This is a genomic window from Pseudorhodoplanes sp. (genome assembly GCF_059499825.1).
In genome coordinates, this window is record NZ_JCABZI010000014.1 from 83973 (window position 1) to 110299 (window position 26327).

General features: G+C 63.5%; 25 protein-coding genes and 1 pseudogene. 15 read left to right on the top strand and 11 right to left on the bottom strand.

The features are described from left to right. The first annotated feature begins 3 nt into the window (after nucleotides 1-3). The 3 genes from AC5I5I_RS20170 to AC5I5I_RS20180 are packed head-to-tail and all read left to right on the top strand — an operon-like array spanning nucleotide 4 to nucleotide 2170. Nucleotides 4-663 carry a CoA pyrophosphatase gene (locus tag AC5I5I_RS20170; RefSeq protein WP_495975966.1) on the top strand — a complete coding sequence of 220 codons (660 nt, stop codon included), beginning with the start codon at nucleotides 4-6 and terminating at the stop codon, nucleotides 661-663. Beyond that, nucleotides 660-923, top strand: a complete 264-nt coding sequence (locus AC5I5I_RS20175) for a DUF6111 family protein (protein ID WP_495975968.1) — start codon at nucleotides 660-662, stop codon at nucleotides 921-923. Before AC5I5I_RS20170 ends, AC5I5I_RS20175 begins: the two co-directional genes overlap by 4 nt. Continuing rightward, nucleotides 920-2170: a CCA tRNA nucleotidyltransferase gene (locus AC5I5I_RS20180; RefSeq protein WP_495975970.1), complete on the top strand. Its 1251-nt coding sequence runs from the start codon at nucleotides 920-922 to the stop codon at nucleotides 2168-2170. The genes AC5I5I_RS20175 and AC5I5I_RS20180 overlap by 4 nt, the downstream gene beginning before the upstream one ends. An 84-nt stretch (nucleotides 2171-2254) precedes the next feature. Here the strand turns inward: AC5I5I_RS20180 and AC5I5I_RS20185 are convergent, their stop codons facing one another. Then, nucleotides 2255-2995 carry an outer membrane protein gene (locus AC5I5I_RS20185; RefSeq protein WP_495975972.1) on the bottom strand — a complete coding sequence of 247 codons (741 nt, stop codon included), beginning with the start codon at nucleotides 2993-2995 and terminating at the stop codon, nucleotides 2255-2257. Nucleotides 2996-3256: 261 nt separating this feature from the next. Between AC5I5I_RS20185 and AC5I5I_RS20190 the strand changes: the two genes are divergently transcribed. Continuing rightward, nucleotides 3257-3751 carry a DM13 domain-containing protein gene (locus tag AC5I5I_RS20190; protein ID WP_495975974.1) on the top strand — a complete coding sequence of 165 codons (495 nt, stop codon included), beginning with the start codon at nucleotides 3257-3259 and terminating at the stop codon, nucleotides 3749-3751. A 30-nt stretch (nucleotides 3752-3781) separates the two neighbouring features. On the opposite strand, the gene hemF is transcribed toward AC5I5I_RS20190, so the two are convergent. The 5 genes from hemF to AC5I5I_RS20215 form a co-directional block, all read right to left on the bottom strand. Continuing rightward, nucleotides 3782-4741 (bottom strand): oxygen-dependent coproporphyrinogen oxidase, encoded by a 960-nt coding sequence (hemF, locus tag AC5I5I_RS20195; RefSeq protein WP_495975976.1) that lies wholly within the window; start codon nucleotides 4739-4741, stop codon nucleotides 3782-3784. Further along, on the bottom strand, nucleotides 4728-5735 hold the full coding sequence (locus AC5I5I_RS20200) for a L,D-transpeptidase (RefSeq protein WP_495975978.1): 1008 nt from the start codon (nucleotides 5733-5735) through the stop codon (nucleotides 4728-4730). Before AC5I5I_RS20200 ends, hemF begins: the two co-directional genes overlap by 14 nt. A gap of 109 nt (nucleotides 5736-5844) precedes the next feature. After that, the gene (locus AC5I5I_RS20205) at nucleotides 5845-6105 is read right to left on the bottom strand and encodes a SemiSWEET family sugar transporter (RefSeq protein ID WP_495975980.1); all 261 of its coding nucleotides are present in this window, start codon (nucleotides 6103-6105) and stop codon (nucleotides 5845-5847) included. A 1-nt stretch (nucleotide 6106) separates the two neighbouring features. Further along, nucleotides 6107-6454 (bottom strand): thioredoxin family protein, encoded by a 348-nt coding sequence (locus AC5I5I_RS20210; RefSeq protein ID WP_495975982.1) that lies wholly within the window; start codon nucleotides 6452-6454, stop codon nucleotides 6107-6109. Between the two features lie 121 nt (nucleotides 6455-6575). Continuing rightward, nucleotides 6576-7049 carry a tRNA (cytidine(34)-2'-O)-methyltransferase gene (locus AC5I5I_RS20215; protein ID WP_495975984.1) on the bottom strand — a complete coding sequence of 158 codons (474 nt, stop codon included), beginning with the start codon at nucleotides 7047-7049 and terminating at the stop codon, nucleotides 6576-6578. Between the two features lie 255 nt (nucleotides 7050-7304). On the opposite strand from AC5I5I_RS20215, the gene petA reads away from it, so the two are divergent. The 5 genes and pseudogenes from petA (at nucleotide 7305) to AC5I5I_RS20240 (ending at nucleotide 13938) form a co-directional block, all read left to right on the top strand. Next, entirely contained in the window at nucleotides 7305-7835 is a 531-nt protein-coding gene (petA, locus tag AC5I5I_RS20220) for a ubiquinol-cytochrome c reductase iron-sulfur subunit (protein ID WP_495975986.1), read from the top strand. 45 nt (nucleotides 7836-7880) lie between these two features. Beyond that, a pseudogene (locus AC5I5I_RS20225) lies at nucleotides 7881-9976 on the top strand (cytochrome c1); the annotation flags it as partial. Nucleotides 9977-10091: 115 nt separating this feature from the next. Beyond that, a complete protein-coding gene (locus tag AC5I5I_RS20230; RefSeq protein WP_495975988.1) occupies nucleotides 10092-10967 on the top strand; it encodes an S-methyl-5'-thioadenosine phosphorylase in 876 nt (291 codons plus the stop codon). Nucleotides 10968-11071: 104 nt separating this feature from the next. Further along, complete coding sequence (locus AC5I5I_RS20235) at nucleotides 11072-13291, top strand: fused MFS/spermidine synthase (protein ID WP_495975990.1); 2220 nt, start codon at nucleotides 11072-11074, stop codon at nucleotides 13289-13291. A 98-nt stretch (nucleotides 13292-13389) separates the two neighbouring features. Then, nucleotides 13390-13938 (top strand): adenine phosphoribosyltransferase, encoded by a 549-nt coding sequence (locus tag AC5I5I_RS20240; protein WP_495975992.1) that lies wholly within the window; start codon nucleotides 13390-13392, stop codon nucleotides 13936-13938. Between the two features lie 29 nt (nucleotides 13939-13967). Here AC5I5I_RS20240 and AC5I5I_RS20245 read toward each other — a convergent pair whose 3' ends face one another. Both AC5I5I_RS20245 and AC5I5I_RS20250 read right to left on the bottom strand, forming a co-directional pair. After that, nucleotides 13968-14681, bottom strand: a complete 714-nt coding sequence (locus tag AC5I5I_RS20245; protein ID WP_495975994.1) for a P-loop NTPase family protein — start codon at nucleotides 14679-14681, stop codon at nucleotides 13968-13970. Nucleotides 14682-14744: 63 nt separating this feature from the next. Next, nucleotides 14745-15551, bottom strand: coding sequence for a P-loop NTPase family protein (locus tag AC5I5I_RS20250; RefSeq protein ID WP_495975996.1), 807 nt, complete (start codon nucleotides 15549-15551; stop codon nucleotides 14745-14747). 196 nt (nucleotides 15552-15747) lie between these two features. Between AC5I5I_RS20250 and AC5I5I_RS20255 the strand changes: the two genes are divergently transcribed. Genes AC5I5I_RS20255 through glyS form a run of 3 tightly spaced genes read left to right on the top strand, consistent with a single transcriptional unit; the run spans nucleotide 15748 to nucleotide 19260 of the window. Then, nucleotides 15748-16683 carry a glycine--tRNA ligase subunit alpha gene (locus AC5I5I_RS20255; protein ID WP_495975998.1) on the top strand — a complete coding sequence of 312 codons (936 nt, stop codon included), beginning with the start codon at nucleotides 15748-15750 and terminating at the stop codon, nucleotides 16681-16683. Further along, nucleotides 16680-17084 (top strand): hypothetical protein, encoded by a 405-nt coding sequence (locus AC5I5I_RS20260; RefSeq protein WP_495976000.1) that lies wholly within the window; start codon nucleotides 16680-16682, stop codon nucleotides 17082-17084. The genes AC5I5I_RS20255 and AC5I5I_RS20260 overlap by 4 nt, the downstream gene beginning before the upstream one ends. A gap of 4 nt (nucleotides 17085-17088) precedes the next feature. Further along, entirely contained in the window at nucleotides 17089-19260 is a 2172-nt protein-coding gene (gene glyS, locus AC5I5I_RS20265) for a glycine--tRNA ligase subunit beta (RefSeq protein WP_495976002.1), read from the top strand. Between the two features lie 15 nt (nucleotides 19261-19275). Here the strand turns inward: glyS and AC5I5I_RS20270 are convergent, their stop codons facing one another. Further along, nucleotides 19276-19449, bottom strand: coding sequence for a hypothetical protein (locus AC5I5I_RS20270; RefSeq protein ID WP_495976004.1), 174 nt, complete (start codon nucleotides 19447-19449; stop codon nucleotides 19276-19278). Between the two features lie 148 nt (nucleotides 19450-19597). Here AC5I5I_RS20270 and AC5I5I_RS20275 point away from each other — a divergent pair, with 148 nt between their 5' ends. Next, nucleotides 19598-19741, top strand: a complete 144-nt coding sequence (locus AC5I5I_RS20275) for a DUF3096 domain-containing protein (protein ID WP_495976006.1) — start codon at nucleotides 19598-19600, stop codon at nucleotides 19739-19741. Nucleotides 19742-19886: 145 nt separating this feature from the next. Further along, a complete protein-coding gene (ppdK, locus tag AC5I5I_RS20280) occupies nucleotides 19887-22574 on the top strand; it encodes a pyruvate, phosphate dikinase (RefSeq protein ID WP_495976008.1) in 2688 nt (895 codons plus the stop codon). Here the strand turns inward: ppdK and AC5I5I_RS20285 are convergent. Next, the gene (locus AC5I5I_RS20285; RefSeq protein ID WP_495976010.1) at nucleotides 22571-22753 is read right to left on the bottom strand and encodes a hypothetical protein; all 183 of its coding nucleotides are present in this window, start codon (nucleotides 22751-22753) and stop codon (nucleotides 22571-22573) included. The two genes, ppdK and AC5I5I_RS20285, sit on opposite strands and share 4 nt — an antisense overlap. A gap of 1 nt (nucleotide 22754) precedes the next feature. After that, a complete protein-coding gene (locus tag AC5I5I_RS20290) occupies nucleotides 22755-24107 on the bottom strand; it encodes a PAS-domain containing protein (protein WP_495976012.1) in 1353 nt (450 codons plus the stop codon). A gap of 188 nt (nucleotides 24108-24295) precedes the next feature. On the opposite strand from AC5I5I_RS20290, the gene AC5I5I_RS20295 reads away from it, so the two are divergent. Further along, entirely contained in the window at nucleotides 24296-26317 is a 2022-nt protein-coding gene (locus tag AC5I5I_RS20295; protein ID WP_495976014.1) for a TRAP transporter permease, read from the top strand. Nucleotides 26318-26327 lie beyond the last annotated feature (10 nt).

Consider the following 26327-nt stretch of genomic DNA (forward strand, 5'->3'; position numbering starts at 1 on the left):
CGAATGACGGATACCGCTTCAGAGATAATGCCGCGCAGCGACTTCTTCGAACGCGCACGCGCCGTTCTGGCGCTCGATCCACCTCAAGGTCTCACCGATCCCGATTCGCTGCCGCTGCGCGGCGACCATGACGCCGACCCGGTGGTGAAGGCGATGGCGGCAGTGCGGCCGATCAAGCCGGCCGCCGTGCTGATCGCGGTGATCGACCGCGACGAGCCGATGGTTCTGCTGACGCAGCGCACGGCCCATCTGAAGCAGCACGCCGGGCAGATCGCGTTTCCGGGCGGCAAGATCGACGCCACCGATGCGAGTCCGCTGACGGCTGCGTTGCGCGAGGCGAACGAGGAGGTCGGTCTCGCTCCGAGTGAGGTCGAACCGCTCGGATATCTCGACGTCTACATGACGACGCTCGGCTACCGGATCGTGCCGGTGGTGGCGCGCGTTCGTCCGGGCTTCACGCTGACGCTCAATCCCGGCGAAGTCGAGGATGCCTTCGAGGTGCCGCTGTCGTTCATGATGGAAGTGTCGAACCACCAGACCCACAGCCGGGAATGGCAGGGCATGATGCGCAGCTATTATGCGATCCCGTTCGGAGAGCGCTATATCTGGGGCGTGACTGCGGGCATTTTCCGCAGCCTCCGTGACAAGGTGTACGGCGCATGATTCGGCCGATCCTGACTGAAATCGTGCTTTTCCTGACGCCGTTCGCGGTCTACGCGCTGTTCCTGTACGCAACGCGCGCCGGCGTTCTGCAGGCGGAATCCTGGCCGGCCAAAACCGTCGGCTGGCTGACGGCCGCAGCGGTGATTCTGATGATCGCGGGCTTCGTCATGCTCGGGCAAATCGGCTATCAGCCTGCCGGCTCGACCTATGTCCCGCCTCACATGGAAGACGGAAAGCTCATCCCCGGGCATTTCAAATGAGCGGGCAGCGGCCGCATCTTCGGGATGCCGCGTGGCTGACCGGGGGATCGCTGGCCCGTCTTCTTGGTCTGCTCGATCGCGATGGCGAAGAGGCGCGCGTGGTCGGTGGCGCGGTCCGCAATGCGCTGATCGGTGAGCCGGTCGGCGAAATCGACATCGCCACCACCGCTCGCCCGGATGAGGTCGTGCGGCGCGCACAGGCCGCGCATTTGCGCGTCGTCCCGACCGGGATCGAGCACGGTACGGTGACGGTCGTCTGCGACGGCGTTCCGTTCGAAGTCACCACCTTGCGCGAGGATGTCGAAACCTATGGCCGCAAGGCGAAGGTGGCGTTCGGCCGTGACTGGCGGCGCGATGCGGAGCGGCGCGATTTCACCATCAACGCCCTGTCGGCGTCGCGAGACGGGGCGGTGCATGACTATGTCGGCGGGCTTGCCGATCTCGACCTGCGGCGCGTTCGCTTCATCGGCGATGCCGCGGCCCGCATCGCCGAGGATTATCTGCGTATCCTCCGCTTCTTCCGGTTTCACGCCGCCTATGGCGACGGCGAACCCGATCCGGCCGCGCTGCATGCCTGCATCGCCGCGCGCGACGGTCTTGCCTCGCTGTCGCGCGAGCGGGTGCGGATGGAACTGCTGAAGCTGCTGGTTACGCGCCGCGCGGCTGCGGCGGTCGGCGTCATGACTGAAGCCGGCCTGCTGGTGGCGCTTCTGGGCGGGGTTCCCCATTTGCGGCCGTTCGAAAAAATGACCGCGATCGAGGCTGCGTCCGGCGAGCAGCTCGACGCCGTGCGCAGGATCGGTGCGCTTGCCGTGCTCGTCGAAGAGGATGCGCAACGTCTGTTCGAGCGGCTTCGCCTCTCGAATGCGGAGCGGGACCGGTTGCAGGTGATGGCGGACGGGTGGTGGCGTGTCGGGGCAGACCTGACGCCGCGGGCTGCTCGCGCGCTGCTCTACTGGCTCGGTCCGGCCGGATATGCGGACCGCGTGCTCCTCGCCTGGAGCCGGTCGCAGGACGCGCCGGACGATTCGCGCTGGCGCGAGCTTCTGGCTTTGCCCGATCGCTGGCAGCCGCCGGCGTTTCCCATCGGGGCTGCCGAGATGATGTCGCGCGGTGTGGCGAAGGGCCCGGCGCTCGGTGCGGCGCTGCGCGATGCGGAGGCCTCATGGATCGCGGCCGATTTCCCGTCCGATCCCGAGGCGGTTTCGGCGATCGCAGGCGATGCGGCAGCGAATCACCGGGATTGACGATCAAGCAGCCCTGAAGCCGGACATGAAAAAAGCCCCGGCTTTCGCCGGGGCTTTCGAGTTTAGGAGAGAGCTCGGAGCCGATCAGTAGCGAGCAACAACCGGAGCCTTGCTGTATCCGAAACGGTAGTTGAGGCCGACCTTCACGGTGTGCGCGGTCAGGTCGACATCGAAGCCGCCAGCGGCCGGGCCGCCGAGGTACTGCGCATTGCCGAGGTCGAGATACAGGTACTCAACCTTGGCCGACCAGTTGTCGAGCAGCGCCCACTCGAGGCCTGCGCCGACCGTCCAGCCGACATGCGTGTCGGAAGCCGTTCCAGCGGCGAAGAAGCCGGGAGCGGCGATGCTGACGCCGACTTCGTTGGTACCCCACGCGACACCACCGGTGGCGTAGAGCATCGCACGATCCCAAGCATAGCCGATGCGGCCGCGCGCGGTGCCGAAGTAGGTCAGTTCCGAGAAGGCGTTAGCAACAACGCCGCCACCGGCGACGGTCACGCTGTCTTCAAGGTTGGCCCACTGCGAATCGACCTCGATACCCCAAACCCAGTTCGAACCGGGTGCCTGCCAGTTCCAGCCGATCTGGCCGCCGGCGAAGACGCCATCCTGATTCCAGGTGGACGCCGAAGTGCCGAGATTGTCGAAGTCGCCTTTGCCCCAACCGTAGCCGACGTTGCCGCCGATGTAGAAACCGCTCCAGTTGTAGGCCATGACGACCGGCGCTGCCTTGTAGACCGGACGGGCGATGTCGGCTGCAGAGGCCGACTGAACCGCACCGAGCGCGATGCCGGTGGCCGCGATCGCGGCGATTGTGAAGTTACGCATATGAGCTCCCCCATTTCCTTCTTGGGTGTGTGTGTCACGAAGACGTACCAAGTGTGCCGTCCCGCAACGCGTGTACGGACCAATTACGGCAGAAGTGTCTAAAAATCTGCCACAATCGTGCCTTGGAGCGCGATCTCTGCCCAGTGTGTCGCAGATGTCACAAATAACGGACCCATAACCATACCGATAAAAAGGTCGGAACTTCAGACACTTAGCGGTTCCCTTTGGGAACCGGCCAAAAAACAATAAAAGGAGCCTAAAATGCGCGGTTTTTCGCCCGGTTTGCTTCTTTTTCTGCTCGGCGGTTTGCTGGGGACAGGTGCGGGAGTCGCGCTTGGTTTCTTCCTGTTCCCCTATGTTTTTCCACCGCCACCGGCCGCCGAGATGCTTCTGGAAACGGACCGGATTGCAAATGTGGCTAACGGAACCTTCATCCACGCGAATCCGGCCGACCCGATTCACTGGGGGCGGGGCAAGGTGAGCGTCTACGAAAGCGCAGTTTTTCTCGAGTCGGATTTCGAAGTCGGGCCTGGACCCAAATATCACGTCTATCTCGTCCCTGCCGCGAATGTGCGAAGGGAAGAGCAGGTGACGAAGTCGATGTTCGTCGATCTGGGGCGGCTGCGTTCGTTCAAGGGCAGCCAGCGCTACGCGATTCCAGCGGGGCTAGACGCCGGCAAATATCCAAGCGTCGTGATCTGGTGCGAGCATTTCGGCGTTCTGATTTCGCCGGCCGACCTCAAGGCCGTGCGATGACCGCCACGTAATTCGTACAACGCGTCGCGGTCAGGGCCATTTCACGATGGGCGGCAGCGAAGACAGAATCGATTCGACATTGCCGCCGGTCTTCAATCCGAAGATCGTGCCGCGGTCGTAGAGCAGATTGTACTCGACATAACGGCCGCGCCGCACCAGCTGCTCCTCGCGCTGCGCCTCGCCGTAGGATTTGGAAAAATTCCCCCGCACAAGCCGCGGATAGACCTCAAGGAAGGCGCGGCCGACATCCTGGGTGAAGGCGAAGTCGGCATCCCAGTCGCCGCTATTGTGCCAGTCGTAGAAAATTCCGCCGATCCCCCGCGGCTCGTTGCGATGCTTCAGAAAGAAATACTCGTCGCACCACGCCTTGTATTTTTCATAGGGCGCGATGGCGGCATGAGCATCGCAAGGCTTCTGCATCGCCGCATGAAAAGCGACGGTGTCCGGGTCCTGCTGATTGCGGCGCGCATCGAGCACCGGTGTCAGGTCGGCGCCGCCTCCGAACCACGACTTCGTCGTGACCACGAAGCGGGTATTCATATGCACGGCCGGGACATTCGGATTCCACGGATGCGCGATCAGCGAAATGCCGGAGGCCCAGAACCGCGGGTCGCTGTCGGCGCCCGGAATTTCCTTGCGGAATTCGGGCGCGAACTCGCCGAAGACTGTGGAGCAATGAACGCCGACCTTCTCGAAAACGCGACCCTTCATCATCGACATGACGCCGCCACCGCCCGGCGAACCGGTGTGGTCGGTGCGGTTCCAGGGCGTGCGGACGAACCGCCCGGGCGCCATGCCGGATTGCGGCTGACCGGCTGGAAGGTCGTCCTCGAGCCGTTCGAACGCGCCGCAGATCTGATCGCGCAGCGATTCGAACCACGCGCGCGCTTTCGCCTTGCGGGCCTCGACGAGCGCCGGATCGGCCTCGAGCGGCGGGAGTGCGCCGGTGACTGCGGTGCGGTCTATCCGTGCGGGGTCAGGCGTCGTCATGGGTGATGATCGTAAAGCCGGGACCGGTGCGGTTCGCGGCGGTTGCAGGGCTGTTGGTGATCACCATGGTCGAGCCGGGATGCATCAGCGCGAGCACGCGCTTGGCCGCATCGGGTGGCAAGTCGACCTGGTTGAGGGTCGAGGCCACGATCTGGTCGGAGTCGCGCGTATGCGCCGCGTCCAGCCCGATCGCCATCCACTTCATGTGTCGCGGATCCGAATCCGGGCCGGTCAGGGTGAAGGCGTGATTTCCGTAGGATGCCTCCGGTGCCTTCAGGGTTACCGGGGCGCTGAAGACTTCGTTGCCGTTGACGAACGCCATCAGCTTGCGGTCGGCGGTCGAAATCACGAAGGCGGCGGCTTCGTGGGTCTGCACGGTGGCAGTTTCGGGGTGATGCGGTTTGGCCGCGGTCTGCTGCACGGCAGAGCGCGCCATGTCCTCCAGATGGCCGGAGATCAGCAGCCCGGGATGGCGGATATCGGCAGTTGCGGTCTTGCTGTCGGCGACAATCACCGGCGTGCCGAGGGTCGTGACCCCGAACAGCAGCTTGGCGAATTCCAGCGGCAGACGGATGCAGCCATGGCTTGCCGGATAGCCGGGCAGGTTACCCGCATGCAGCGCCACGCCCTGCCAGGTGAGGCGCTCCATATAAGGCATCGGAGCGTTATTGTAGGTCGAGGAATGGTGGTTCTTGTCCTTCTGCAGGATCACGAACACGCCGGCCGGAGTGGTGTGCCCCGGCTTGCCGGTAGAGCAGGTCGAGGCGCCGATCAGGCGGCCGTCGCGATAGACCGCGACGCGCTGGTCAGGGATCGAGACCAGGACCACGACCGGCCCGGTCGGCGCGCGCTCGGGCGCCCAGATGAATTGTCCGGGTTTCAGTGTCGAGAGGTCGGGCGCGTCCTGGGCGATGGCACGCGGGAAAGCGCCGGCGCAGGGTGCGGCGAGCAGCCCAAGCATCACGGCCCGCCGTGTCGGCGTCAGATCGTACATCCATCCTCCCTGCAGCCCGGTCGCTGACCGCGGAACCTATACAAGAACAGCGACGGCGGCGCCGCAAAAAATGAATTGAGCGCTCGGTCCAAGGGTCATCATCCAGGTCTCATCCGTGGCGCAGCTTCAACCCGGCTAGGGCCAGTGCGAGCAACATGGCGATGGCGTTGGCGACGATGATGACCGGGTCGGACTTCAGGACGCCGTAGACGACCCACAATCCGAGCCCGGCGGCGAGAATGAGCGTCATCGCGAGCGAAAGATCCCGGGTTTCCCCGGTGCGCCACGCCTTCCAGACCTGCGGCACGTTCGCGATGGTCGTCAAAGCCGCTGCTGCCAGACCCAGAAACGTTGCGAGGCCGAGAGACACGCTAGGCGGATGGGTTCGGATCGCGGGCGTCGATCTCTTCCATCGCCGCGGCGATCTCGCGGCCCTCGGCCGGTCTGACCAGCCGGCCGACCTCCCGGCCGTCTCTGAGGAAGACGAGTGTCGGCCACAGCTTCACCCGGAACGAGCGGCCGAGCGGGCGCCCACTGCCATCCTCGATCTTGATGTGACGGACGTCCGCATGCCCGTCGAAGGCTTGCTCAATGAGAGGAGCCGCGCGGCGGCAATGACCGCAATAGGCACTGCCGAATTCGAGAACCGCCGGACCGGCAAGGCCATCGATGTCGGCGCGTTGCGGCTCGTTGCTTGTGTAGTCGGGATTGAAAGGCATGGCAGGCTTCTGGAACCGATGACGAGTTGACCTTGGTCCAATGTAACGCCGGTCGCGGACGGTTGTTCGGATTAAGTGCTTGAGGTGCCGTGGGTGCCGGAACTCGGCCCTGCATGAGCCGCTACGGGACCGGTTGCCGCTGCCGGAGCATCTCGCCTGCGGCCATCGCGACGGTCATCGCCACATTCAGCGAGCGCATGCCGGCCCGCATCGGGATCACGAGCCGCGCGTCCGCCGCCTGGACCACCGGCTTCGGCACGCCCGCCGATTCCCGCCCGAACAAAAGCACCTGCGGCGGACGGTAGTCATGGTCGAGATAGCTGCCGGCGCCGCGTGTCGTGAAAAGGGTGAGCCCGAGCCCGTTCTCGCGCCGCCACGCATCGAATGCGGCCCACGAGGCATGCCTCTCGATGGTCACCTGATCGAGATAGTCCATGCCCGCGCGCCGGAAGGCGCGATCGGTGACCGGGAAGCCGGCCGGTTCGATCAGATGGGCGGTGATTCCGAAGCAGGCACAGAGACGGAGAATCGTCCCCGTATTCTGCGGGATGTCCGGCTCGAAGAGCGCGATGGCGGGGACATTGAGACAGATCAAAAATCCGTGCTCCAGCGCACTGAAATACGACGTTCGGCTAAGGACTTGTGCGACTTTTTATCAGAGTTGCAATGGCACACTTGCACTCCCCCGGTAAGGGTGCCAATAACACGCCGCCGGATCGCCACTGATGGCCTTCCCACGGGTCGGACGTGGCCGGTTTGCTCGCCACCCGAGGGTCGGACGAAGCGGCAGAGCCCTCGATGGTTTGCAGCACGCGCAGGCTCCCGGCACGACGGAAGAGGGACTTTCACCGTGGCATCAACTGCATCATCGGCGGCCCACACGCGCCGCGACTTCCTTTACGTGGCGACAGGGTCGGTCGCTGCCGTCGGCGCCGCCTTCGCGGCATGGCCGCTGATTTTCCAGATGAACCCCGACGCCTCCACAATCGCCGCCGGTGCGCCGGTGGAAGTGGACCTCACGCCCATCGCCGAAGGGCAGGTGATCAAGGTGTTCTGGCGCGGCAAGCCGATCTTCGTGAATCACCGCACGCCGAAAGAGATTAAGGAAGCCGAGGACGTCAATCTGCGGAGCCTGCCGGACCCGCAACCGGACTCCGCGCGGGTCAAGGCGGGACACGCCAATTTCCAGGTCCTGATCGGCATCTGCACCCATCTCGGCTGCATTCCGATCGCGCATTCCGGCGAGTATAATGGGTATTTCTGCCCCTGCCACGGATCGGTCTACGATACGTCGGGCCGCATCCGCTCGGGCCCCGCGCCGAGCAACCTCGCGCTTCCGCCGTACGAATTTCTCACCGACACCAGAATCAGGATTGGCTGACGCCAACACGACGTCCCTGAAGATTCTCCCTAGAAGGCTTCTCCGATGAGCGGACATTCGACCTACCAGCCGCAAAACGCATTCATGAAGTGGATGGAAGCGCGGCTACCGATCGCGGGTCTGGTCCATTCCTCGTTCATCGCGTATCCGACGCCGCGTAACCTCAATTACTGGTGGACCTTCGGCGGCATCCTGTCGTTCATGCTGGCGGTGCAGATCATCACGGGCATCGTGCTGGTGATGCATTACACGCCGCATGAATCGCTCGCTTTCAATTCCGTCGAGCACATCATGCGCGACGTCAATTACGGCTGGCTGCTGCGCTACCTGCACCAGAACGGCGCCTCGATGTTCTTCATCGCGGTCTACATCCACATGTTCCGTGGCATGTATTACGGCTCCTACAAGGCGCCGCGCGAGGTGCTCTGGATCCTCGGCGTCATCATCTATCTGCTGATGATGGCGACCGGCTTCCTCGGCTACACGCTGCCCTGGGGCCAGATGAGCTTCTGGGGCGCGACCGTCATCACCAACTTCTTCTCGGCGATTCCGCTGGTCGGTGAGACCATCACCACCTGGCTCTGGGGCGGTTATTCGGTCGGCAATCCGACGCTGCAGCGCTTCTTCTCGCTGCATTATCTGCTGCCCTTCGTGATCGCCGGCGTGGTCGTCCTTCACGTCTGGGCGCTGCATGTGGTCGGCCAGAACAATCCCGCCGGCGTCGAGCCCAAGGGCGACAAGGACACAGTGCCGTTCACGCCGTATGCGACCATCAAGGACGGCTTCGGCATGGTCTGCTTCATGCTGTTCTTCGCCTATTTCGTGTTCTACATTCCGAATTATCTCGGCCATGCAGACAACTACATCCCGGCCAACCCGGCCGTGACCCCGGCTCACATCGTGCCAGAATGGTACTATCTGCCGTTCTACGCGATCCTGCGCGCGATCCCGAACAAGCTGCTCGGCGTGATCGCCCTGTTCGCCTCGATCGGGATCCTCGTGTTCCTGCCCTGGCTGGACTCCTCGAAGGTCCGCTCGGGGCGTTACCGGCCGCTGTTCCGTCAGTTCTTCTGGATCTTCGTCGCGGTCTGCCTTGGTCTGGGCTATCTCGGCGCCAAGCCCGCGGAAGGCGGCTACGTGATCGCCTCGCAGATCCTGACCTTCTATTATTTCGCGCACTTCCTGATCATCCTGCCGCTGCTCTCGCGGTTCGAGAAAACGAAGCCGCTGCCGAACTCGATCGCGGAATCGGTGCTGAAGGAGGGCGTCCCGATTGGCGCCCAGGCACCGGCGCCGACGCGACATTGAGCGGCAGGAGACGCACGCACATGACGATACAACGCTCTCTCATCGCTCTTGCGCTGGTCGCAGGTCTTTCGGTGCCGGCCTTCGCAGCCGGCGACGCGGAAATGCCGCCGAAGCAGAAATGGTCGTTCTCGGGCCCGTTCGGCAAATTCGATCGCGGTCAGCTGCAGCGCGGCTTCAAGGTCTATCGCGAGGTTTGTCAGGCCTGTCACAGCCTGTCCCTGCTGTCTTTCCGCAACCTCGCCGAGCCCGGCGGGCCAGGCTTTACCACGCGGCAGGCCGCGGCGATCGCGGCCGAGTACCAGGTGAAGGACGGACCGAACGATGCCGGCGAAATGTTCGACCGCGCGGGTCGTCTCGCCGACCGTTTCCCGAAGCCGTTCCCGAACGACAATGCCGCCCGTGCAGCCAATGGCGGCGCGCTGCCGCCGGACCTCTCGGTGATCGCCAAGGCCCGCACCTATGAACGCGGCGGTCTCTGGTTCCTGCTCGATCTGGTCACGCAATATCAGGAGCAGGGGCCCGATTACCTTACGGCGCTGCTGACCGGATATGTCGAGGCGCCGAAGGGTTTCGCGCTACCGGACGGCACGCACTACAACAAGTATTTCCCTGGACATGCCATCGGCATGCCGAACCCGTTGAGCGATGACCAAGTCACCTATGAAGACGGCTCGCCGCAGACGGCTTTGCAATATGCGAAAGACGTGACCGCCTTCATGATGTGGGCCGCCGAGCCGCATATGGAAGCGCGCAAGCGTATCGGTCTGCAGGTGATGCTGTTCCTGATCGTGCTCGCCGGCCTGATGTACTTCACCAAGAAGAAGGTCTGGGCCGCGGTGAAGGCGCATCCCGAAATTCTCGAGGAGAAGCGCGCGCCGACCGAATACAAGCGCCCGGTATCCTGACGAAAGGCCCCTAAACGGGGCCTTTCACTTTTCCGAAAGCACCATGACCAAATCCGTTCTCGGCATTATCGGCGGTTCCGGCATCTATGATCTGCCGGGGCTCGAGAATGCGCGCGAAGAACGTGTTGCGTCTCCCTGGGGCGAGCCGTCCGGCGCGCTGCGGATCGGCGAGATCGAGGGCCTGCCCGTGGTGTTTCTGCCGCGGCACGACAAGGGTCACCGGCTGTCGCCGTCCGACATAAACTATCGCGCCAATATCGACGTGCTGAAACGCGTAGGCGTGACCGATCTGGTGTCGCTCTCCGCCTGCGGATCGTTCAAGGAAACGCTGCCGCCCGGCACCTTCGTGCTGGTCGACCAGTTCGTCGACCGGACCTACAAGCGCGAGAGTTCCTTCTTCGGCAAGGGACTGGTCGCGCATGTGTCGATGGCGCATCCGGTGTCGCCGAACCTGCTCAACCGGATCGATGCGGCGGCGCGCGCCGAAGGAATCTTACCGGTGAGCGGCGGCACCTATCTGTGCATGGAAGGACCGCAATTCTCGACGCTGGCCGAGAGCCTGACCTATCAGCAACTCGGCTATTCGGTGATCGGCATGACCAACATGCCGGAGGCGAAGCTCGCCCGCGAGGCCGAGATTTGTTACGCGAGCGTCGCCATGGTGACCGATTTCGACTGCTGGCATCGCGACCACGATGCCGTCACCGTGTCCGATATCATCGCAGTGCTGACCGCCAATGCGGAGAAGGCGAAACGTCTGGTCGGGCGGCTCGCCCGCGACTTCCCACGTGAGCATGAGCCCTGTCCGATCGGTTCCGACCGGGCGCTGGATTCCGCCATCATCACCGCCCCCGATGCACGCGATCCGGCACTCGTGAAGAAGCTCGACGCCGTGGCTGCGCGAATCCTGAACCGGTGAACGGCAAATTCATGAGGCGTGCAGGTTTCGGTACGCTATAAGTCCCCGTCCGGCCGGCGACACCCGGATGGAACTGAACCCTCGCCCGTCTCAGAGCATTCCCCATGCCGGCCAACACGTCCTCCTTCAGGCTTCTGCTTGTCACCTACACGGCTGCGATTTTCGTCAGCGCCGCGCTGTTGTTCGCGGTCCAGCCGCTCTTCGCCAAGATGGTGCTGCCCAAGCTTGGCGGCACGCCCGCGGTCTGGTCGGTGGCCATGGTCTTCTTCCAGGCGATGCTGCTGGCCGGCTATGCCTATGCCCATGCGCTGACAAGGCTGGTGCCGGGCCGGGTTTCGGTCGCGGTGCATCTGGTGGTGATGGTGGTGGCGGTGTTCGCGCTGCCGCTCGGGATCGCCGCGGGCTGGGGCCGCCCGCCGGCCGCCGGCCAGGAATTCTGGCTGCTCGGCCTGTTCGCCGCCTCGATCGGATTGCCGTTCTTCGCGTTGTCCGCCAACGGGCCGCTGCTTCAGGCCTGGTTCGCGCGCACCGGCCATCCGCAGGCGAAAGACCCTTACTTCCTTTACGCCGCGAGCAATGTCGGCAGCTTCCTGGCATTGCTGGCCTATCCGTTCGCGATCGAGCCGTTCACGCGCCTGCCTCAGCAGACGATGGGGTGGACGGTCGGCTTCTATGCGCTGATCCTGCTGATCGCCCTGTGTGGCGTGTTCCTGTTGCGCTCGCGCGATGCGCTGCCGGACATCGCGACCGACGACGCCGCGCCGCCGACGTTCCGCGATGCGCTGATCTGGATCGCGCTTGCCGCGGTGCCATCTGCGCTCCTGATCGCCATCACGGCGCATATATCGACCGACGTAGCGGCTGCGCCGTTCCTGTGGGTGGTACCTCTGGCGCTCTATCTCGCGACCTTCGTGATCGCGTTCCAGTCGCGACCGATCCTGCCGCACAGGTTCGTGACCTTCATCGCGCCGCTTGCGGTGATCATGCTGGTGGTGTCGCTTGCGCTCGGGGCCGCCGATCAAATCGTGGTGCTGATTGCGCTCAACCTCGTCGGCTTCTTCGTTCTGGCATTGATGTGCCACGGCGAACTGGCGCGGCGACGCCCGCCGGCGCGCTATCTGACCTCGTTCTATCTCTACCTGTCGCTGGGCGGAGTGATTGGCGGCATCTTCGCGGGATTGATCGCCCAGCATCTGTTCTCATGGGTCGCGGAATATCCGTTGCTCATCATCCTCGCCGCGTTGTGCCGGCCGGGCCTCGCTTGGCCGCGCAGCAAGCTAGAGATCGTAACCTGGGTGCTGATCATCGCCGGAGCGGCATTCGCACTGTTTGCCTCGTATGTCTGGCGATACGAATTCACCGAAAGCGCCTTCAATCTCTGGGTCGCCGCGCTGCTGGTGCTGGCATTCGGCTTCTCGCACTATGTGCTGACCTTTGCCGGACTGATCGCAGCGTCGCTGATGTTCGTGGTGCTGTTCGGCGCCGATGCAGGCAAGCGCGATTTCGTGCGCAGTTTCTTCGGCGTGCACAAGGTGATGGAATCGGACGCCGGCCAGTTCCGGATTCTGAAGCACGGCACCATCGAGCACGGTGCCCAGCGTATCCGTCACCCCGATGGCCGCCCGGTAACCGGACGACCGACGCCGATCACCTATTACCACGACCTTTCACCGATGGCGCAGGGCCTCGTGGCGGCACGCGAGAAGCGCGGCGGGCCGATCAATGTTGCGGTCGTGGGCCTCGGCACTGGCACGCTGGCCTGCCAGATGAAGCCGGGCGATCAACTGACGTATTACGAAATCGATCCGACGGTCGTACAGATCGCGAAGGACACCAGGCGCTTCACGTTCCTGTCCGAATGCGCGCCGGACGCGAAAATCGTGATCGGCGACGCGCGGCTCACGCTCGCGGATTCGCCGGACGGCCAATACGACATCCTGATCATTGACGCGTTTTCGTCTGACGCCATCCCGACGCATCTCCTGACCAAGGAAGCGATGGCGATCTTCAAGGACAAGATCAAGCCGGATGGCATGATCCTGATGCACATCTCGAACAAGCATATGACGCTCGCTCCGGTGGTCGCCGGGGTCGCGGAGGCGAACGACCTGGTGTCCCGCGCCGGCGATTCCGACGAGGGTTATGACGACGAGAACCACATTTTCGGCTCGCTGGTGGTGGCGGTGGCGCGCCGCGACGAGGATTTCGGCTCGCTCGCCAAGAACGAAAAATGGGTCGAGCAGGAGGCCGACGAGGACCAATGGGTCTGGACCGATGATTATTCCAACGTCATCGGCGCCATCCTGGCCAAGTTGCGGGAATAGCCATCGGCGTCTCGGCGGATCAAGCCGGTTGCGCATGGCGCCCGGCTTGGTCACATTGCGCCCGCCCGCCGAGACCATTCAAAGAGACCGATACCGACATGAACAGCCCCGTGCTCGAAAATGACCTCAAGGCCGCGATCCGGACCATTCCGGATTATCCCAAGCCCGGCATCATGTTTCGCGACATCACGACCCTGCTTGGGTCCGCGCGTGCGTTTCGCCGCGCCGTCGACGAACTGGTGCAGCCCTGGGCCGGCCTGAAGATCGACAAGATCGCCGGCATCGAGGCGCGGGGGTTCATCATCGGCGGCGCCATCGCGCATCAGCTTTCCGCCGGCTTCATTCCGATCCGCAAGAAGGGCAAGCTGCCGCACAAGAGCGTGCGCGTCGCCTATTCGCTGGAATACGGCATCGACGAGATGGAGATGCATGAGGATGCGGTGACGAAGGGTGAGCGCGTCATTCTCGTGGACGACCTGATCGCGACCGGCGGCACGGCGGAAGGCGCGGTGAAGCTGCTGCGCCAGATGGGAGCGGAAGTTGTCGCCGCAGTGTTCATGGTCGATCTGCCCGATCTCGGCGGCGCCGCGAAGCTGCGCGCGCTCGATGTAACGGTGCGCACGCTGGTCTCGTTCGAGGGACATTGATCGAAAGCGGGCAGGGGCCTTCGCCCGGATCATCGCGGCGGCACGAGCGACGATTTCAATTCGCGCAGCAGCAGCCGCAAATCCAGTTCGCGGAATTCCACGAACACGCGGTCGATCCATTCGTGCAGTTCGGTGCGCGGGCCGGTGTGGCGATCGAGATAATCGTCGAATGAAAAGCCCGGCCGTTCGACGACCGACTTCAGGAACGGGCTGAGCACCGGAAAGCGAACCGGCCGCTCCCGCGGCACCGGGCTCGGAAAGTCCCGCATGTAATCCTGCATGTTCGCGACGAATTCGTTGTGCACCGGCACCAGCGCCATTTGCGGCAGGCTCTCATAGGTCCGCGCATAGCTTTTCGCGGAGCGAGGGTCGGGATCGCCGATGAACAGCGTCACCACGTTGATACCGCGACGCTGCGCCTCCTCGGTGAGTCCGATCTGACGCAGCAGGGTGAAGAACTTCTCGAACGCCTGATCGCCAAGGTCGATGACCTTGACCACCTCGTCCTCGGCGATCAGTTCGTCGAATAGCGCCATCTGGCCGCGGGTGGTGTCGAGGTCCGCGCGCGCGGTGTTGCGCGGCAGGAAGCCGTACAGCGCGGTGTTGTTCGGATTGACGTCGAAGGCGATTGCGGCGCGCCCGTCCGCGAGGATGAATTCGGTCAGCGCCCGTGCGACCAACGTCTTGCCAACGCGCTGGCGTGGCGAGCAGACGATATAGATGGCTTTTTGCCGCGACGACATGACAAGGAACTCACCGCGGACGTACCGGGATAGTGCCGCCCCTGTAGCGAGGAGCGCGCGCCGTCAGCTTCGCTCGCTGCGTGACTGGTCGTGGATCGCTGCGGCGCGGCCGGCAAGCCCTTTTTCGTTCGCCTTGCCGGCGGGCGTGATGGCCGGACCCACAAGGTCCGCCAGCTTTACCCGGTCGAATTCGGCCCACACATTGCCGAGCCAGTGCCGGACATAGCCACGCAGCACGAAGGAGTAATTCGCCGGCGCGTCGCGCGGACCCTTATTGGCGACGAAAGTGACGAACGGGACCGACGCAAGCTCGACCTGCTCGTAGGCCATCTCGTTAAGCTTCGGGATCGTGATATCGACCGCGTCCTTCACCTTCTTGAAATAGGTGTCGTAGGTGGTCTGGTCCCAGTCGAAGAAGCTGGTCTCGTTGATGAAGTTCTTGACCAGATAATATTTGCCGTCGGTCACGAACGGCGCGATGTCGGCGATCTCGTTCAGCGAGGCGATCGAGGGGCCGACGATGTGGGCGACGCCGAGCGCGATCTGCCCGCGCTTGACGGTTTCAAGGAAGCCGATATCGCGCAGCGCCGCCAGCGTGGTCGAGAGCAGGCCGGCCCGCACGTCGATCAGCGTTACCTTGGCGTCCGACAGGGTGTCGAAGATCTTCATCTGGTCGGGGACCTGGGTCACGTCCACAACCTCGGTGATGTCGGGGTGGAAGCGCTTCAGCGTCCCTTTAGGGTATTCGGTGTCGAAGGCCCGGATCGGCACGTTGCGGGCGGTAAAATAGTCAAGAATGGTGCGCGAGACCGTGGTTTTGCCCACGCCACCCTTGTCGGCACCCACGATAATGACAGTCGGCTTTGCCATTGACCCCCCACCGGCGGGCCGCAGCCCCCCAAACATCCGCCAGCTCGCCACCATGACGAACCGGACCCTCTATTTCAATGGTTTACGGCAGTATTTGGCTGGCTTTGGCGGCTTTGATCCGGTGAATTCCTTGACCGGTTCCGGCCCGGCCGATAGGACAACCGCGCAGCACAAAACCCCTCGGATTCCGCCCGAAATGTCCGTCTCCGATACAGCTTTGGCCTCGGAGCCTACGCGCTCCTTTCAGGGCCTCATTCTCGCGCTCCAGCGTTACTGGGCCGATCATGGCTGCGTGATCCTGCAGCCCTATGACATGGAAGTCGGCGCGGGGACTTTCCACCCGGCGACCACGCTGCGGGCGCTCGGGCCAAAGCCCTGGAACGCGGCCTATGTGCAGCCGTCGCGGCGGCCGAAGGACGGCCGCTACGGCGAAAACCCGAACCGACTGCAGCATTATTACCAGTTCCAGGTGATCCTGAAGCCGTCGCCCGACGACCTGCAGGACCTCTACCTGAAATCGCTTTATGCCATCGGCATCGACCCGAAGGTCCACGACATCCGCTTCGTGGAGGACGACTGGGAAAGCCCGACGCTGGGCGCCTGGGGATTGGGCTGGGAATGCTGGTGCGACGGCATGGAGGTGAGCCAGTTCACGTACTTCCAGCAAGTCGCGGGTTTTGAATGCGCACCCGTTGCAGGTGAATTGACCTACGGGCTCGAACGGCTTGCCATGTATGTGCAGGGCGTGGAGCGGGTCTATGACCTCAATTTCAACGGGCAGAGCGGCGACAAGAAGGTCACCTATGGCGACGTGTTCCTGCAGGCCGAGCAGGAATATTCGCGGCACAATTTCGAACACGCCGATACCGACATGCTGTTCGCGCAATTCAGGATGGCGGAAGCGGCCTGTCAGAAATACCTCGATGCGGGATGGGCGGACGGTGACCGAAGCCGGCACCTGATGGCGCTGCCTGCCTATGACCAATGCATCAAGGCAAGCCACGTCTTCAATCTGCTTGATGCCCGCGGCGTGATCTCCGTCACCGAACGGCAGAGCTACATCCTGCGCGTGCGCGAACTGGCAAAGGCCTGCGGCGCCGCCTGGCTCGCCACCGAAGCCGGCGGGGCATGACCGCAATGCTGACGGACAGCCGCTATGCGGTCGGTCAGGTCTGGACCTTCGCGGATGCGCCGCTTCCGGAATCGCGCACGATCATCGGGGCGCTGGATGATGTGGAGGGACTCGGTCTGATCGTCTCGATCTGGGTCACCGGCATGCCGGTCCGCGATCCCGCGAGCGGCGGCACGCAAATACTTGGGATCGATCATGCGCCGATGATGCCGGAGGGGCTCGATGCCTGCCTTCTGGAAAATGTCGGCTCGTCGGAGCCCACCGCGAGTTTCGAACAGCTGCGCAAAAACTGGCTGTCCTCGATCGCTTCCGATGGCGCGGGCGCTTTCAGCATCAGCGTCGCAGAACTGATCGGCCTGTATCAGACCGCGATTCAGAAACGCTTATCGAGCGAACAATAGTCACATGCCCGATCTTCTGCTCGAATTCTTTTCCGAAGAAATCCCCGCGCGCATGCAACAGCGCGCGATGGAGGATTTGAAGAAGCTCGTCACCGACCGGCTGGTCGAGGAAGGCCTCGTCTATGAGGGCGCGAAGGCTTTCGCGACCCCGCGCCGGATTGCGCTGGCGGTCCATGGTGTGCCCGCGCGGCAGAAGGATATCCGCGAGGAGAAGAAGGGGCCGCGTGTCGGTGCGCCGGAGGCGGCAGTCGCGGGCTTCCTGAAGAGCGCGGGGCTGACCTCGCTCGACCAGGCCAAGATCGAGAAGGACCCGAAGAAGGGCGAGTTCTATGTGGCGGTGATCGAGAAGCCCGGCCGCGATGCGATCGAGGTGCTGTCGGATATCCTGCCGGATATCGCCCGCAAGTTTCCCTGGCCGAAATCCATGCGCTGGGGGCGGCAATCCGCGCAACCGGGGGCGCTCACCTGGGTGCGGCCGCTGCATGCCATCGTCGCCACCTTCGGACCCGAGACCGAGGACCCGCAGGTCATCCCGTTCACGCTGGGCGATGTGACGTCCGGCAATGTCACCTACGGCCACCGCTTCCTGTCGCCGGGCCCGATCGAAGTGCGCCGCCAGGACGACTGGATGACGAAGCTCGAGAAGGGCAAGGTCATCGTCGATCCGGAGCGGCGCCGCGAAATCATCTCGACCGAAGCAAAAAATCTCGCCTTCGCGCAGGGCCATGAGCTGATCGAGGACGAAGGCCTGCTGGCCGAAACTGCCGGTCTGGTGGAATGGCCGGTGGTGCTGATGGGCTCATTCGATCCGAGCTTCCTCGCGATCCCGCCGGAGGTGATCCGCACCACCATCCGCAACAACCAGAAGTGCTTCGTGGTGCGCGATCCGCAAAGCGCGAAACTCGCGCCGCGCTTTATTCTCGTCTCCAACATGGAAGCGGTGGATGGTGGCAAGGAAATCGTCGCCGGCAACGAACGCGTGATCCGCGCGCGGCTGTCGGACGCGAAATTCTTCTACGAGACCGATCTGAAAACGCGGTTGGAAGACCGGCTGCCGAAATTCGCGCAGATCGTGTTCCATCAGAAGCTCGGCACCCAGGCCGAACGCATTGCGCGCATCGTGCGGCTCGCGGGATTGATCGCGCCGATGATCAATGCCGATCCGGTCAAGGCGGAGCGCGCTGCCACGCTCGCGAAAGCCGACCTGCTGACGGAGGTGGTCGGCGAATTCCCCGAATTGCAGGGGCTGATGGGGAAGTATTACGCGCTGGCGCAAGGCGAAGATGATGCCGTCGCCCATGCCTGCGAGGATCATTACAAGCCGGTCGGACCGGGCGATCTCGTTCCCGCCGATCCGGTTTCGATTTCCGTCGCGCTCGCCGACAAGATCGATACCCTGGTCGGGTTCTGGGCGATCGACGAAAAGCCCACCGGCTCGAAGGACCCCTATGCGCTGCGCCGCGCCGCGCTGGGCGTCATCCGCATCATCCTTTCGAACGAACTGCGTCTCAATCTCAGCGAGTTGTTTGCCCTCGCGACCGAGGGCTATCTCGAGCAGGGCAAGTCCTTCATGAAGGAATTCGTCGGCGAAGCCTCGAAGGGCGCCGATGACCTGTCAGCGCTCAAGTTGAGCTATGACGCGATGACCGGCTCGGATCTGCGCGACTTCTTCGCCGACCGCCTGAAGGTGCAGTTGCGCGAGCAGGGCGCGCGGCACGATCTCGCCGATGCGGTTCTCGCTGTCGAGCGCGAGAACGATCTCGTCACCATCGTACGGCGTGTCGAGGCGCTGGCCAAATTCCTCGAAACCGACGACGGCAAGAACCTGCTCGCCGGCACCAAGCGCGCGGCCAATATCCTGCGGATCGAGGAGAAGAAGGATGGCCGGAGCTATGACGGCGATCCTGATCCGTCGCTGTTGAAGGAGCCGGAAGAAAGGGCGTTGGCGGAGGCGATGGTCGCAATCGCGCCGGAAGCGGGCGCAGCCTACGCCAACGAAGATTTCGCCGGCGCCATGGCGGCGATGGCGAAGCTGCGGCCGGCGGTCGACGCTTTCTTCGACAAGGTCACCGTCAATGCCGACGACAAGGCGCTGCGCGAGAACCGGCTGATCCTGCTAAACCGGATCCGCGAAGCGACCCGCACCGTGGCGGATTTTTCCAAGATAGAAGGCTGACGGACGCGACTCGCGCTACATTCCCTTCATAATGGTGCCGAGCGCGAGCACTACATAGGCCAGGATCGCCAGCCAGAATGCGTACTGGGTGATGACCGGAATGATGACCAGGGCGCCGAGCAGGGCGAGAATCGCCAGCGCCAGCGATATAAGAAACACCACCCGTGAGGGCGCGTTGAGATTCGGCATGATGTCTCCCCTGATTCAGGCCGAAGCGAAGCGCGGAGCGGACCGCGCCACCCACGACGAGTCAAGGCAAGCGTCTGCGTAACCCACTGCCATCTTTTGGAACCGGTCTCGACGATCCGACTTGTTCCGCCACCCAACGGAGACTGACATGACGATCACTATCGGGCACCTTCAGCCGATCATCGCCCTGATTGCCGGCGTTCTGATCCTGATCATGCCGCGGCTGTTGAACTTCATCGTGGCGATCTACCTGATCGCGATCGGCCTGCTTGGGCTCGGCCTGTTCAAGTAGGGGTTTTTCGGTCGCCCCGACCACGTCCCGCGGCAGCCCTTTGTCGCGGTTGAATCGGACGCGGAAACCGGCCAAGAACCGGCCAAGATCCCGCCCAGGCCGGCCCGCACGGGCCGGTTTTCGGGCTTTTGTTTAGGACGTCGAGATGGCGAAATGGGTTTACGGCTTCGGCGGTGGCAAGGCCGAAGGCAAGGCGGAGATGAAAAACCTGCTCGGCGGCAAGGGTGCGAACCTCGCCGAGATGGCCAATCTGGGTCTGCCGGTGCCCCCCGGTTTCACCATCACGACCGAGGTCTGCACGTACTACTACGCCAATGGCGAGAGCTATCCGAATGAACTCGCCGCCGAGGTCGACGCGGCGCTCGCGCAGATCGGCCGGATCACCGGCAAGGGCTTCGGCGACAGGACCAACCCGCTGCTTGTCTCGGTTCGCTCGGGTGCACGCGCGTCCATGCCCGGCATGATGGATACCGTGCTCAATCTCGGCCTCAATGACGAGACCGTGGAGGCGCTTGCCAAGCGATCCGGCGACCCGCGTTTCGCCTACGATTCCTATCGCCGCTTCATCACCATGTATTCGAATGTGGTGCTCGGCATCGAGCATCACCTGTTCGAGGACATCCTGGCCGAGCACAAGGATGCCAACGCCTACAGTCTTGACACCGAACTGACCGCAGAAGACTGGAAAAAGCTCGTCGGACTCTACAAGCAAAAGGTCGACGAAGAGGCCGGCAAGCCATTTCCGCAGGACCCGAAAGAGCAGCTCTGGGGGGCGATCGGCGCCGTGTTCGGTTCCTGGATGAATGCCCGCGCCAAGACCTATCGGCGTCTGCACAATATTCCGGAAGGCTGGGGCACCGCGGTCAATGTGCAGGCCATGGTGTTCGGCAATATGGGCGACGACTCTGCGACCGGCGTTGCCTTCACCCGCAACCCCTCGACCGGTGACAAGACGCTGTATGGCGAATTCCTGATCAACGCCCAGGGCGAAGACGTGGTCGCCGGCATCCGTACGCCGCAGGAGATCACCGAGGCCGCGCGCAAGGAAGCCGGCTCGGACAAGCCCTCGCTCGAAAGCACGATGCCGGAGGCGTTTGCGGAACTGACCCGCATCTATGGCGCGCTTGAAAAGCACTACCGCGACATGCAGGACCTCGAATTCACCATCGAGCAGGGCAAGCTGTGGATGCTGCAGACACGGTCCGGCAAGCGCACCGCCAAGGCCGCGCTGAGGATCGCGGTCGAACTGGCGAGCGAAGGCCTGATCACCCAGGAAGAAGCCGTGATGCGGATCGATCCGGGCTCGCTCGATCAGCTCCTGCATCCGACCATCGATCCGAAGGCCGAGCGCAAGATCGTCGCCACCGGACTCCCCGCCTCACCGGGCGCTGCGTCGGGCGAGATCGTGTTCACGTCCGAGGATGCCGAGGCGCTTAAGGAGAAGGGCCGCAAGGTCATCCTGGTCCGTGTCGAAACCAGTCCGGAAGACATTCATGGGATGCATGCCGCGCAGGGCATTCTCACCACCCGCGGCGGCATGACCTCGCATGCGGCTGTGGTGGCGCGCGGCATGGGCAAGCCTTGCGTCTCGGGCGCGGGCTCGGTTCGCATCGACTACAATGCTGGAACCTTGACGGTTGCCGGCAACACCCTGAAGCGCGGCGACATCGTCACCATCGACGGCTCCACGGGCCAGGTGCTGCTCGGCCAGGTGCGCATGATCGAGCCGGAATTGTCGGGCGAGTTCGGGACGCTGATGTCCTGGGCCGACAAGGTGCGCAAGCTTGGCGTGCGGGCCAATGCCGATACGCCGGCCGATGCCCGCACTGCGCTGAAGTTCGGCGCTGAGGGGATCGGGCTTTGCCGCACCGAACATATGTTCTTCGAGGCCGACCGCATTCTCGCGGTGCGCGAGATGATCCTCGCCGATAACGAAAAAGCCCGTCGCGCGGCATTGGCGAAGATCCTGCCGATGCAGCGCAGCGACTTCGCCGAATTGTTCGAGATCATGCAGGGCCTGCCGGTCACCATCCGGCTGCTCGATCCGCCGCTGCACGAGTTCCTGCCGCATGGCGACGCCGAGATTGCCGACGTCGCAAAGGCGCTCGGCACCGAGCCGCAGAAGATCAAGCATCGCGCGGCGGAGCTTGCCGAATTCAATCCGATGCTCGGCTTCCGTGGCTGCCGTATCGCGATCGCGTATCCGGAGATCGCCGAAATGCAGGCGCGCGCCATCTTCGAAGCCGCGGCCGAGGCGGGCAAGAAGACCGGCAAGCCGGTGGTGCCAGAAGTGATGGTGCCGCTGATTGCCACGCGCGTTGAATTCGACATCGTCAAGGCGCGTATCGATGCGATGGCGGAGGCGGTGGCGAAGGAAAAGGGCGTGACGCTCGACTATCAGGTTGGCACCATGATCGAACTGCCGCGCGCCTCGCTGATGGCGGACAAGATCGCAGAAGGTGAGGGCGGGGCGGAGTTCTTCTCGTTTGGCACCAACGACCTGACCCAGACCTGCTTCGGCATCAGCCGCGACGATGCGGCGAGCTTCCTTGCGACCTACACCGCGCGGGGGATCCTCGCCGTCGATCCGTTCGTGTCGATCGACCGCGACGGCGTCGGCGAACTCGTGCGCATCGGCGTCGAGCGCGGGCGGCGGGTACGCCCCGATCTCAAGGTCGGGATTTGCGGCGAGCATGGCGGCGACCCCGCCTCGGTGGCGTTCTGCCACGAGGTCAATCTCGACTACGTATCCTGCTCGCCGTTCCGCACGCCGATCGCGCGGCTTGCCGCGGCGCAGGCGGCGCTCGGCAAGGAAGTGGCGAGCCAGGCTTAGGCCGTCTGGCGGGGCCGCTCGGGATCGGCGTTGGCGGTCTGCGCTGACGCCTCCCGCCAGGCGCGCATTTCCGACATGGTGGTTCGCGACAGCGGCTCGCGCTGGGTGCCGAGACGGGGACGGTAGACTTCCGTGGACTTGAGTGCCGGACGATCGGACTTGCGGTCGGGAGATGCCATTTCAAACTGCTACTTTTTTCAGGAAATTGTCGACTTCGTCACGCATGTTGGCGACCGCGCGCTCGACCTGGCTGCAATTGCGCAGCACCGTTTCGGCGGTCGCGCGTGTATCGGTCGCCGCGCGCGCGACCTGATCGAGCACCACGACGATGTCCTGGGTGCCGTTCGCCGCGCTCGAGACGTTGTGGGAAATCTCGCCGGTCACCGCATTCTGCTGTTCGACGGCCGCTGCCACCGCTGACGTATATTGTTCGATGCCCTGCATGCGCTGGGTGATTCGCGCGATCGCGTCGACCGCATTGCCGGTGGATGCCTGAACCGACATGATCTGACTGGAGATTTCTTCCGTCGCTTTCGCGGTTTGCACCGCAAGCGACTTGACCTCGGACGCCACCACTGCGAATCCGCGGCCGGACTCGCCCGCGCGCGCGGCTTCAATCGTTGCATTCAGCGCGAGCAGGTTGGTTTGGCCGGCGATGGTGCGGATCAGTTCGACCACGTCGCCGATCTTCTGCGCTGCGTCGGCGAGCCCCTTGATCCCCTCATTCGTCGCCTGTGCCTCATGAACGGCAATACGCACTGCATTTGTGGTCTGGACCAACTGGCGGCTGATCTCGCCGATCGATGACGCCATCTCGTCGGCAGCCGTCGCGGCCGTTGCGACATTGGTCGAGGCTTCATTGGACGCCTGCACCGCGCTTTCGGCACGCTGCGAGGTCTGGCCCGATGCCGCGAACAGCGAGCTCGCGGTCAGCTTCATCGCCTCCGCGCTTTCGTTGACGCTGCGCAGCACGCTTTCCATACTTTGACGGAAGGTGGAGATGGCGCCTTCGATCATCGCGCGCCGCTTCTCCTCCGCGGCATGGGTTGCGCGCTCTTTCTCGATTGAATGCTGCTCGGTGACATCCTGATGCGTTGCGACCCAGCTTCCGTCCGGCATCGGCTGCTCGGAAATCGAGATCACCCGGCCGGTATGGGTGGTGAATGTCTGCGTGGTGGCCTGACCCTCGGCGACGCGCTTCAGAATATCCGCGATGTATTTATCAGCATCGCCGTTGAACAAACCGATATCGGCCCGGTGTTTCAGGATGTCGCGAAGGGTGCGGCCCGGTCGCACGACCTGCGGCGACATACCGTACATGCCGACATAGCGATCGTTGCAGACGAGCAGGCGCGCGGCCGGATCCCACATGCAAAGGCCCTGAGGCGTATTGCTGAGGGCGAGTGTCAGCCGCCTGTTTTGCCGCCGCAGTTTGAGCCCGACGATCATCAGCACGCCGAGCATGACGATCAAGCCAATCGCAAGGGGGACGCCAAGCGCAGGTGCGATTGGTCCGAGCATGGTGTCCAGCATTCCCGACCCCATTCGACAAATGTCGGCATGACTCATAAAGGCTGGCGCTTTCCGCATGGTTAACTGAAGCTTGTTTTGTCCGCCGACGGGTATTCCAGCGCCGGCTTTGCGTGCTAGCCTCAACCGAGGGAGGCTGTCCGCGCACGGGTCGAGCGCGGACGGACCGATAAAAAAGCTACGGGGGGCGGATGGCGGGGGAACCGGAGCCGGATTTCGGCCAGGACGTCAGCGAATCCGAGCGGCTGCGCAAGGCCGAGGAATTCATCGAGCAGGAAGAGGGCGCCGCCAATCGGCTGTTCGGCTGGGCCGGGGTCACCGTCACGGTCATCGCGGTCGCGATGTCGCTATTCCATCTCTACGCCGCCTATGAAATCGTTCCGACGCAGGAACTTCGCTATACCCACGTCGCGTTCGTGCTGCTGCTGGCATTTCTGGTTTTTCCGGCCGCCGCTCGATTTCGCGACCGCATCCGCTGGTGGGATGCGATCGCGGGGCTGACCTGTGTCGGCATTCTCGTCTATGCAATCGCCGGCGGCGAGGAGTTCACCGACCGGGCCACCACGCCCAATCACCTCGACGTCATCCTTGGCGTTATCTTCATCGTTCTTCTGATCGAGGCGACCCGGCGCACCATCGGTCCCATCGTACCGGTCATCGCTTTGCTGTTCATCGCTTACGCATGGGCAGGGCCGTGGCTGCCTGCGCCATGGAACCACCGCGGCTACGGGCTGGACGCGCTGGTCGGGCATCTGTTCATCACGCTGGAAGGCATTTTCGGTATCCCGGTCGATGTTTCCGCCACCCTGATCGTGCTGTTCACGATCTTCGGCGCCTTCCTGCAGCAATCCGGCGCCGGCAAGTTCTTCATCGACTTCTCAATGACGCTAATGGGGCGCTCGACCAATGCGGCCGGACGCACGGTCGTGCTGTCGTCATTCCTGCTGGGCGGGCCGTCGGGTTCGGGCGTGGCGACCACGGTGACGATCGGTGCTGTCGCCTATCCGATGATGAAGCGAGCCGGCTTCGAGAAGAATGCCGCCGGTGGCCTGCTGGCGGCGGGCGGATTGGGCGCCATCATATCGCCGCCGGTCCTCGGAGCCGCGGCCTTCCTGATCGCCGAGTTCCTAAAGATCAGTTATCTCGACGTGATCTGGATGGCGACAATTCCGACCATCCTTTATTACCTGTCGCTGTTCTTCATGGTCGAACTCGACGGCAAGCGCTACGGCGTCCGCGGCGAGCCTTTCATTCCCGAATATTCGCTCTGGGAACTGACGCGGCGCTACGGCTTTCATTTCGTCTCGCTGGTCTCCATCGTCATCTTCATGGTCTGGGGCTATTCGCCGACGACCTCCGTCCTCTACGCCATCGGCATGACCGCGCTGATGAGCTACATCACGCGCGAGACCGCGTTGACGCCGAAGAAGCTCGTGCGCGCCTTGGCTGACGGTTCGCTGCAGTCACTCACCGCCGCCACCACCTGCGCCACCGCCGGCATCATCGTTGGCGTGGTCACGCTGACCGGCCTTGGCCTGAAATTCTCATCGATCGTAATCGACTATGCCGGCGGCAATCTGCTGCTGACCGCGATCTACACGGCGCTGATCGTCTGGATCATCGGGCTCGCAGTGCCGGTCACCGCCTCCTACATCATCTGCGCCGTGATCGCAGCGCCGGCCATGATCAAGCTCGGCGTGCCAGACGTGGCCGCGCATATGTTCATCTTCTACTACGCGGTGCTGTCGGAGGTTTCTCCCCCGACCGCGTTGTCACCTTTTGCGGCGGCGGCGATCACCGGCGGCGATCCGTACAAGACGACGCTGCAGGCCTGGAAGTATACGCTGCCTGCCTTCCTCGTACCGTTCGTGTTCGTGATGGATCCGCAGGGGCTGGGGCTTCTCTTGAAAATTCCGGCCGGCGGCAGTTGGGTTGATGTCGTGTTGATCACCGCCAAAGCGACGGTTGGCCTTGGCGCGCTGGCCTGCGCTGCCCAGGGCTGGGCGTTCCGGCGGACCACGGCGCTGGAGCGCATCTTGCTGATCCTGGCGGGCTTGTTCCTGATCTTTCCCAGCCTTCTTGAAGGCCTGTTGGAGGCGGCGATCGGCCGCGACATCAGCTACACCGCCGCAATTGGCGTCGTCCTGTTTGCCATAGTATTGTTGAAACAGCGTCTGCAACCGGAGCCGCAAATCCAGGCCACCGGTCAATAGATATGACAGA

Bases quoted from the DNA above. Each gene is read 5' to 3' on its own strand.
- AC5I5I_RS20250 (WP_495975996.1), bottom strand. From the start codon at position 15,551: ATGGCAAAGCCGACTGTCATTATCGTGGGTGCCGACAAGGGTGGCGTG.
- AC5I5I_RS20295 (WP_495976014.1), top strand. From the start codon at position 24,296: ATGGCGGGGGAACCGGAGCCGGATTTCGGCCAGGACGTCAGCGAATCC.
- AC5I5I_RS20180 (WP_495975970.1), top strand. From the start codon at position 920: ATGAGCGGGCAGCGGCCGCATCTTCGGGATGCCGCGTGGCTGACCGGG.
- AC5I5I_RS20230 (WP_495975988.1), top strand. From the start codon at position 10,092: ATGACCAAATCCGTTCTCGGCATTATCGGCGGTTCCGGCATCTATGAT.
- AC5I5I_RS20185 (WP_495975972.1), bottom strand. From the start codon at position 2,995: ATGCGTAACTTCACAATCGCCGCGATCGCGGCCACCGGCATCGCGCTC.
- AC5I5I_RS20235 (WP_495975990.1), top strand. From the start codon at position 11,072: ATGCCGGCCAACACGTCCTCCTTCAGGCTTCTGCTTGTCACCTACACG.
- AC5I5I_RS20245 (WP_495975994.1), bottom strand. From the start codon at position 14,681: ATGTCGTCGCGGCAAAAAGCCATCTATATCGTCTGCTCGCCACGCCAG.
- hemF (WP_495975976.1), bottom strand. From the start codon at position 4,741: ATGACGACGCCTGACCCCGCACGGATAGACCGCACCGCAGTCACCGGC.
- AC5I5I_RS20200 (WP_495975978.1), bottom strand. From the start codon at position 5,735: ATGTACGATCTGACGCCGACACGGCGGGCCGTGATGCTTGGGCTGCTC.
- AC5I5I_RS20170 (WP_495975966.1), top strand. From the start codon at position 4: ATGACGGATACCGCTTCAGAGATAATGCCGCGCAGCGACTTCTTCGAA.
- AC5I5I_RS20175 (WP_495975968.1), top strand. From the start codon at position 660: ATGATTCGGCCGATCCTGACTGAAATCGTGCTTTTCCTGACGCCGTTC.
- AC5I5I_RS20240 (WP_495975992.1), top strand. From the start codon at position 13,390: ATGAACAGCCCCGTGCTCGAAAATGACCTCAAGGCCGCGATCCGGACC.
- AC5I5I_RS20210 (WP_495975982.1), bottom strand. From the start codon at position 6,454: ATGCCTTTCAATCCCGACTACACAAGCAACGAGCCGCAACGCGCCGAC.
- AC5I5I_RS20290 (WP_495976012.1), bottom strand. From the start codon at position 24,107: ATGCTGGACACCATGCTCGGACCAATCGCACCTGCGCTTGGCGTCCCC.
- AC5I5I_RS20285 (WP_495976010.1), bottom strand. From the start codon at position 22,753: ATGGCATCTCCCGACCGCAAGTCCGATCGTCCGGCACTCAAGTCCACG.
- AC5I5I_RS20260 (WP_495976000.1), top strand. From the start codon at position 16,680: ATGACCGCAATGCTGACGGACAGCCGCTATGCGGTCGGTCAGGTCTGG.
- ppdK (WP_495976008.1), top strand. From the start codon at position 19,887: ATGGCGAAATGGGTTTACGGCTTCGGCGGTGGCAAGGCCGAAGGCAAG.
- AC5I5I_RS20275 (WP_495976006.1), top strand. From the start codon at position 19,598: ATGACGATCACTATCGGGCACCTTCAGCCGATCATCGCCCTGATTGCC.
- AC5I5I_RS20270 (WP_495976004.1), bottom strand. From the start codon at position 19,449: ATGCCGAATCTCAACGCGCCCTCACGGGTGGTGTTTCTTATATCGCTG.
- AC5I5I_RS20190 (WP_495975974.1), top strand. From the start codon at position 3,257: ATGCGCGGTTTTTCGCCCGGTTTGCTTCTTTTTCTGCTCGGCGGTTTG.
- AC5I5I_RS20255 (WP_495975998.1), top strand. From the start codon at position 15,748: ATGTCCGTCTCCGATACAGCTTTGGCCTCGGAGCCTACGCGCTCCTTT.
- glyS (WP_495976002.1), top strand. From the start codon at position 17,089: ATGCCCGATCTTCTGCTCGAATTCTTTTCCGAAGAAATCCCCGCGCGC.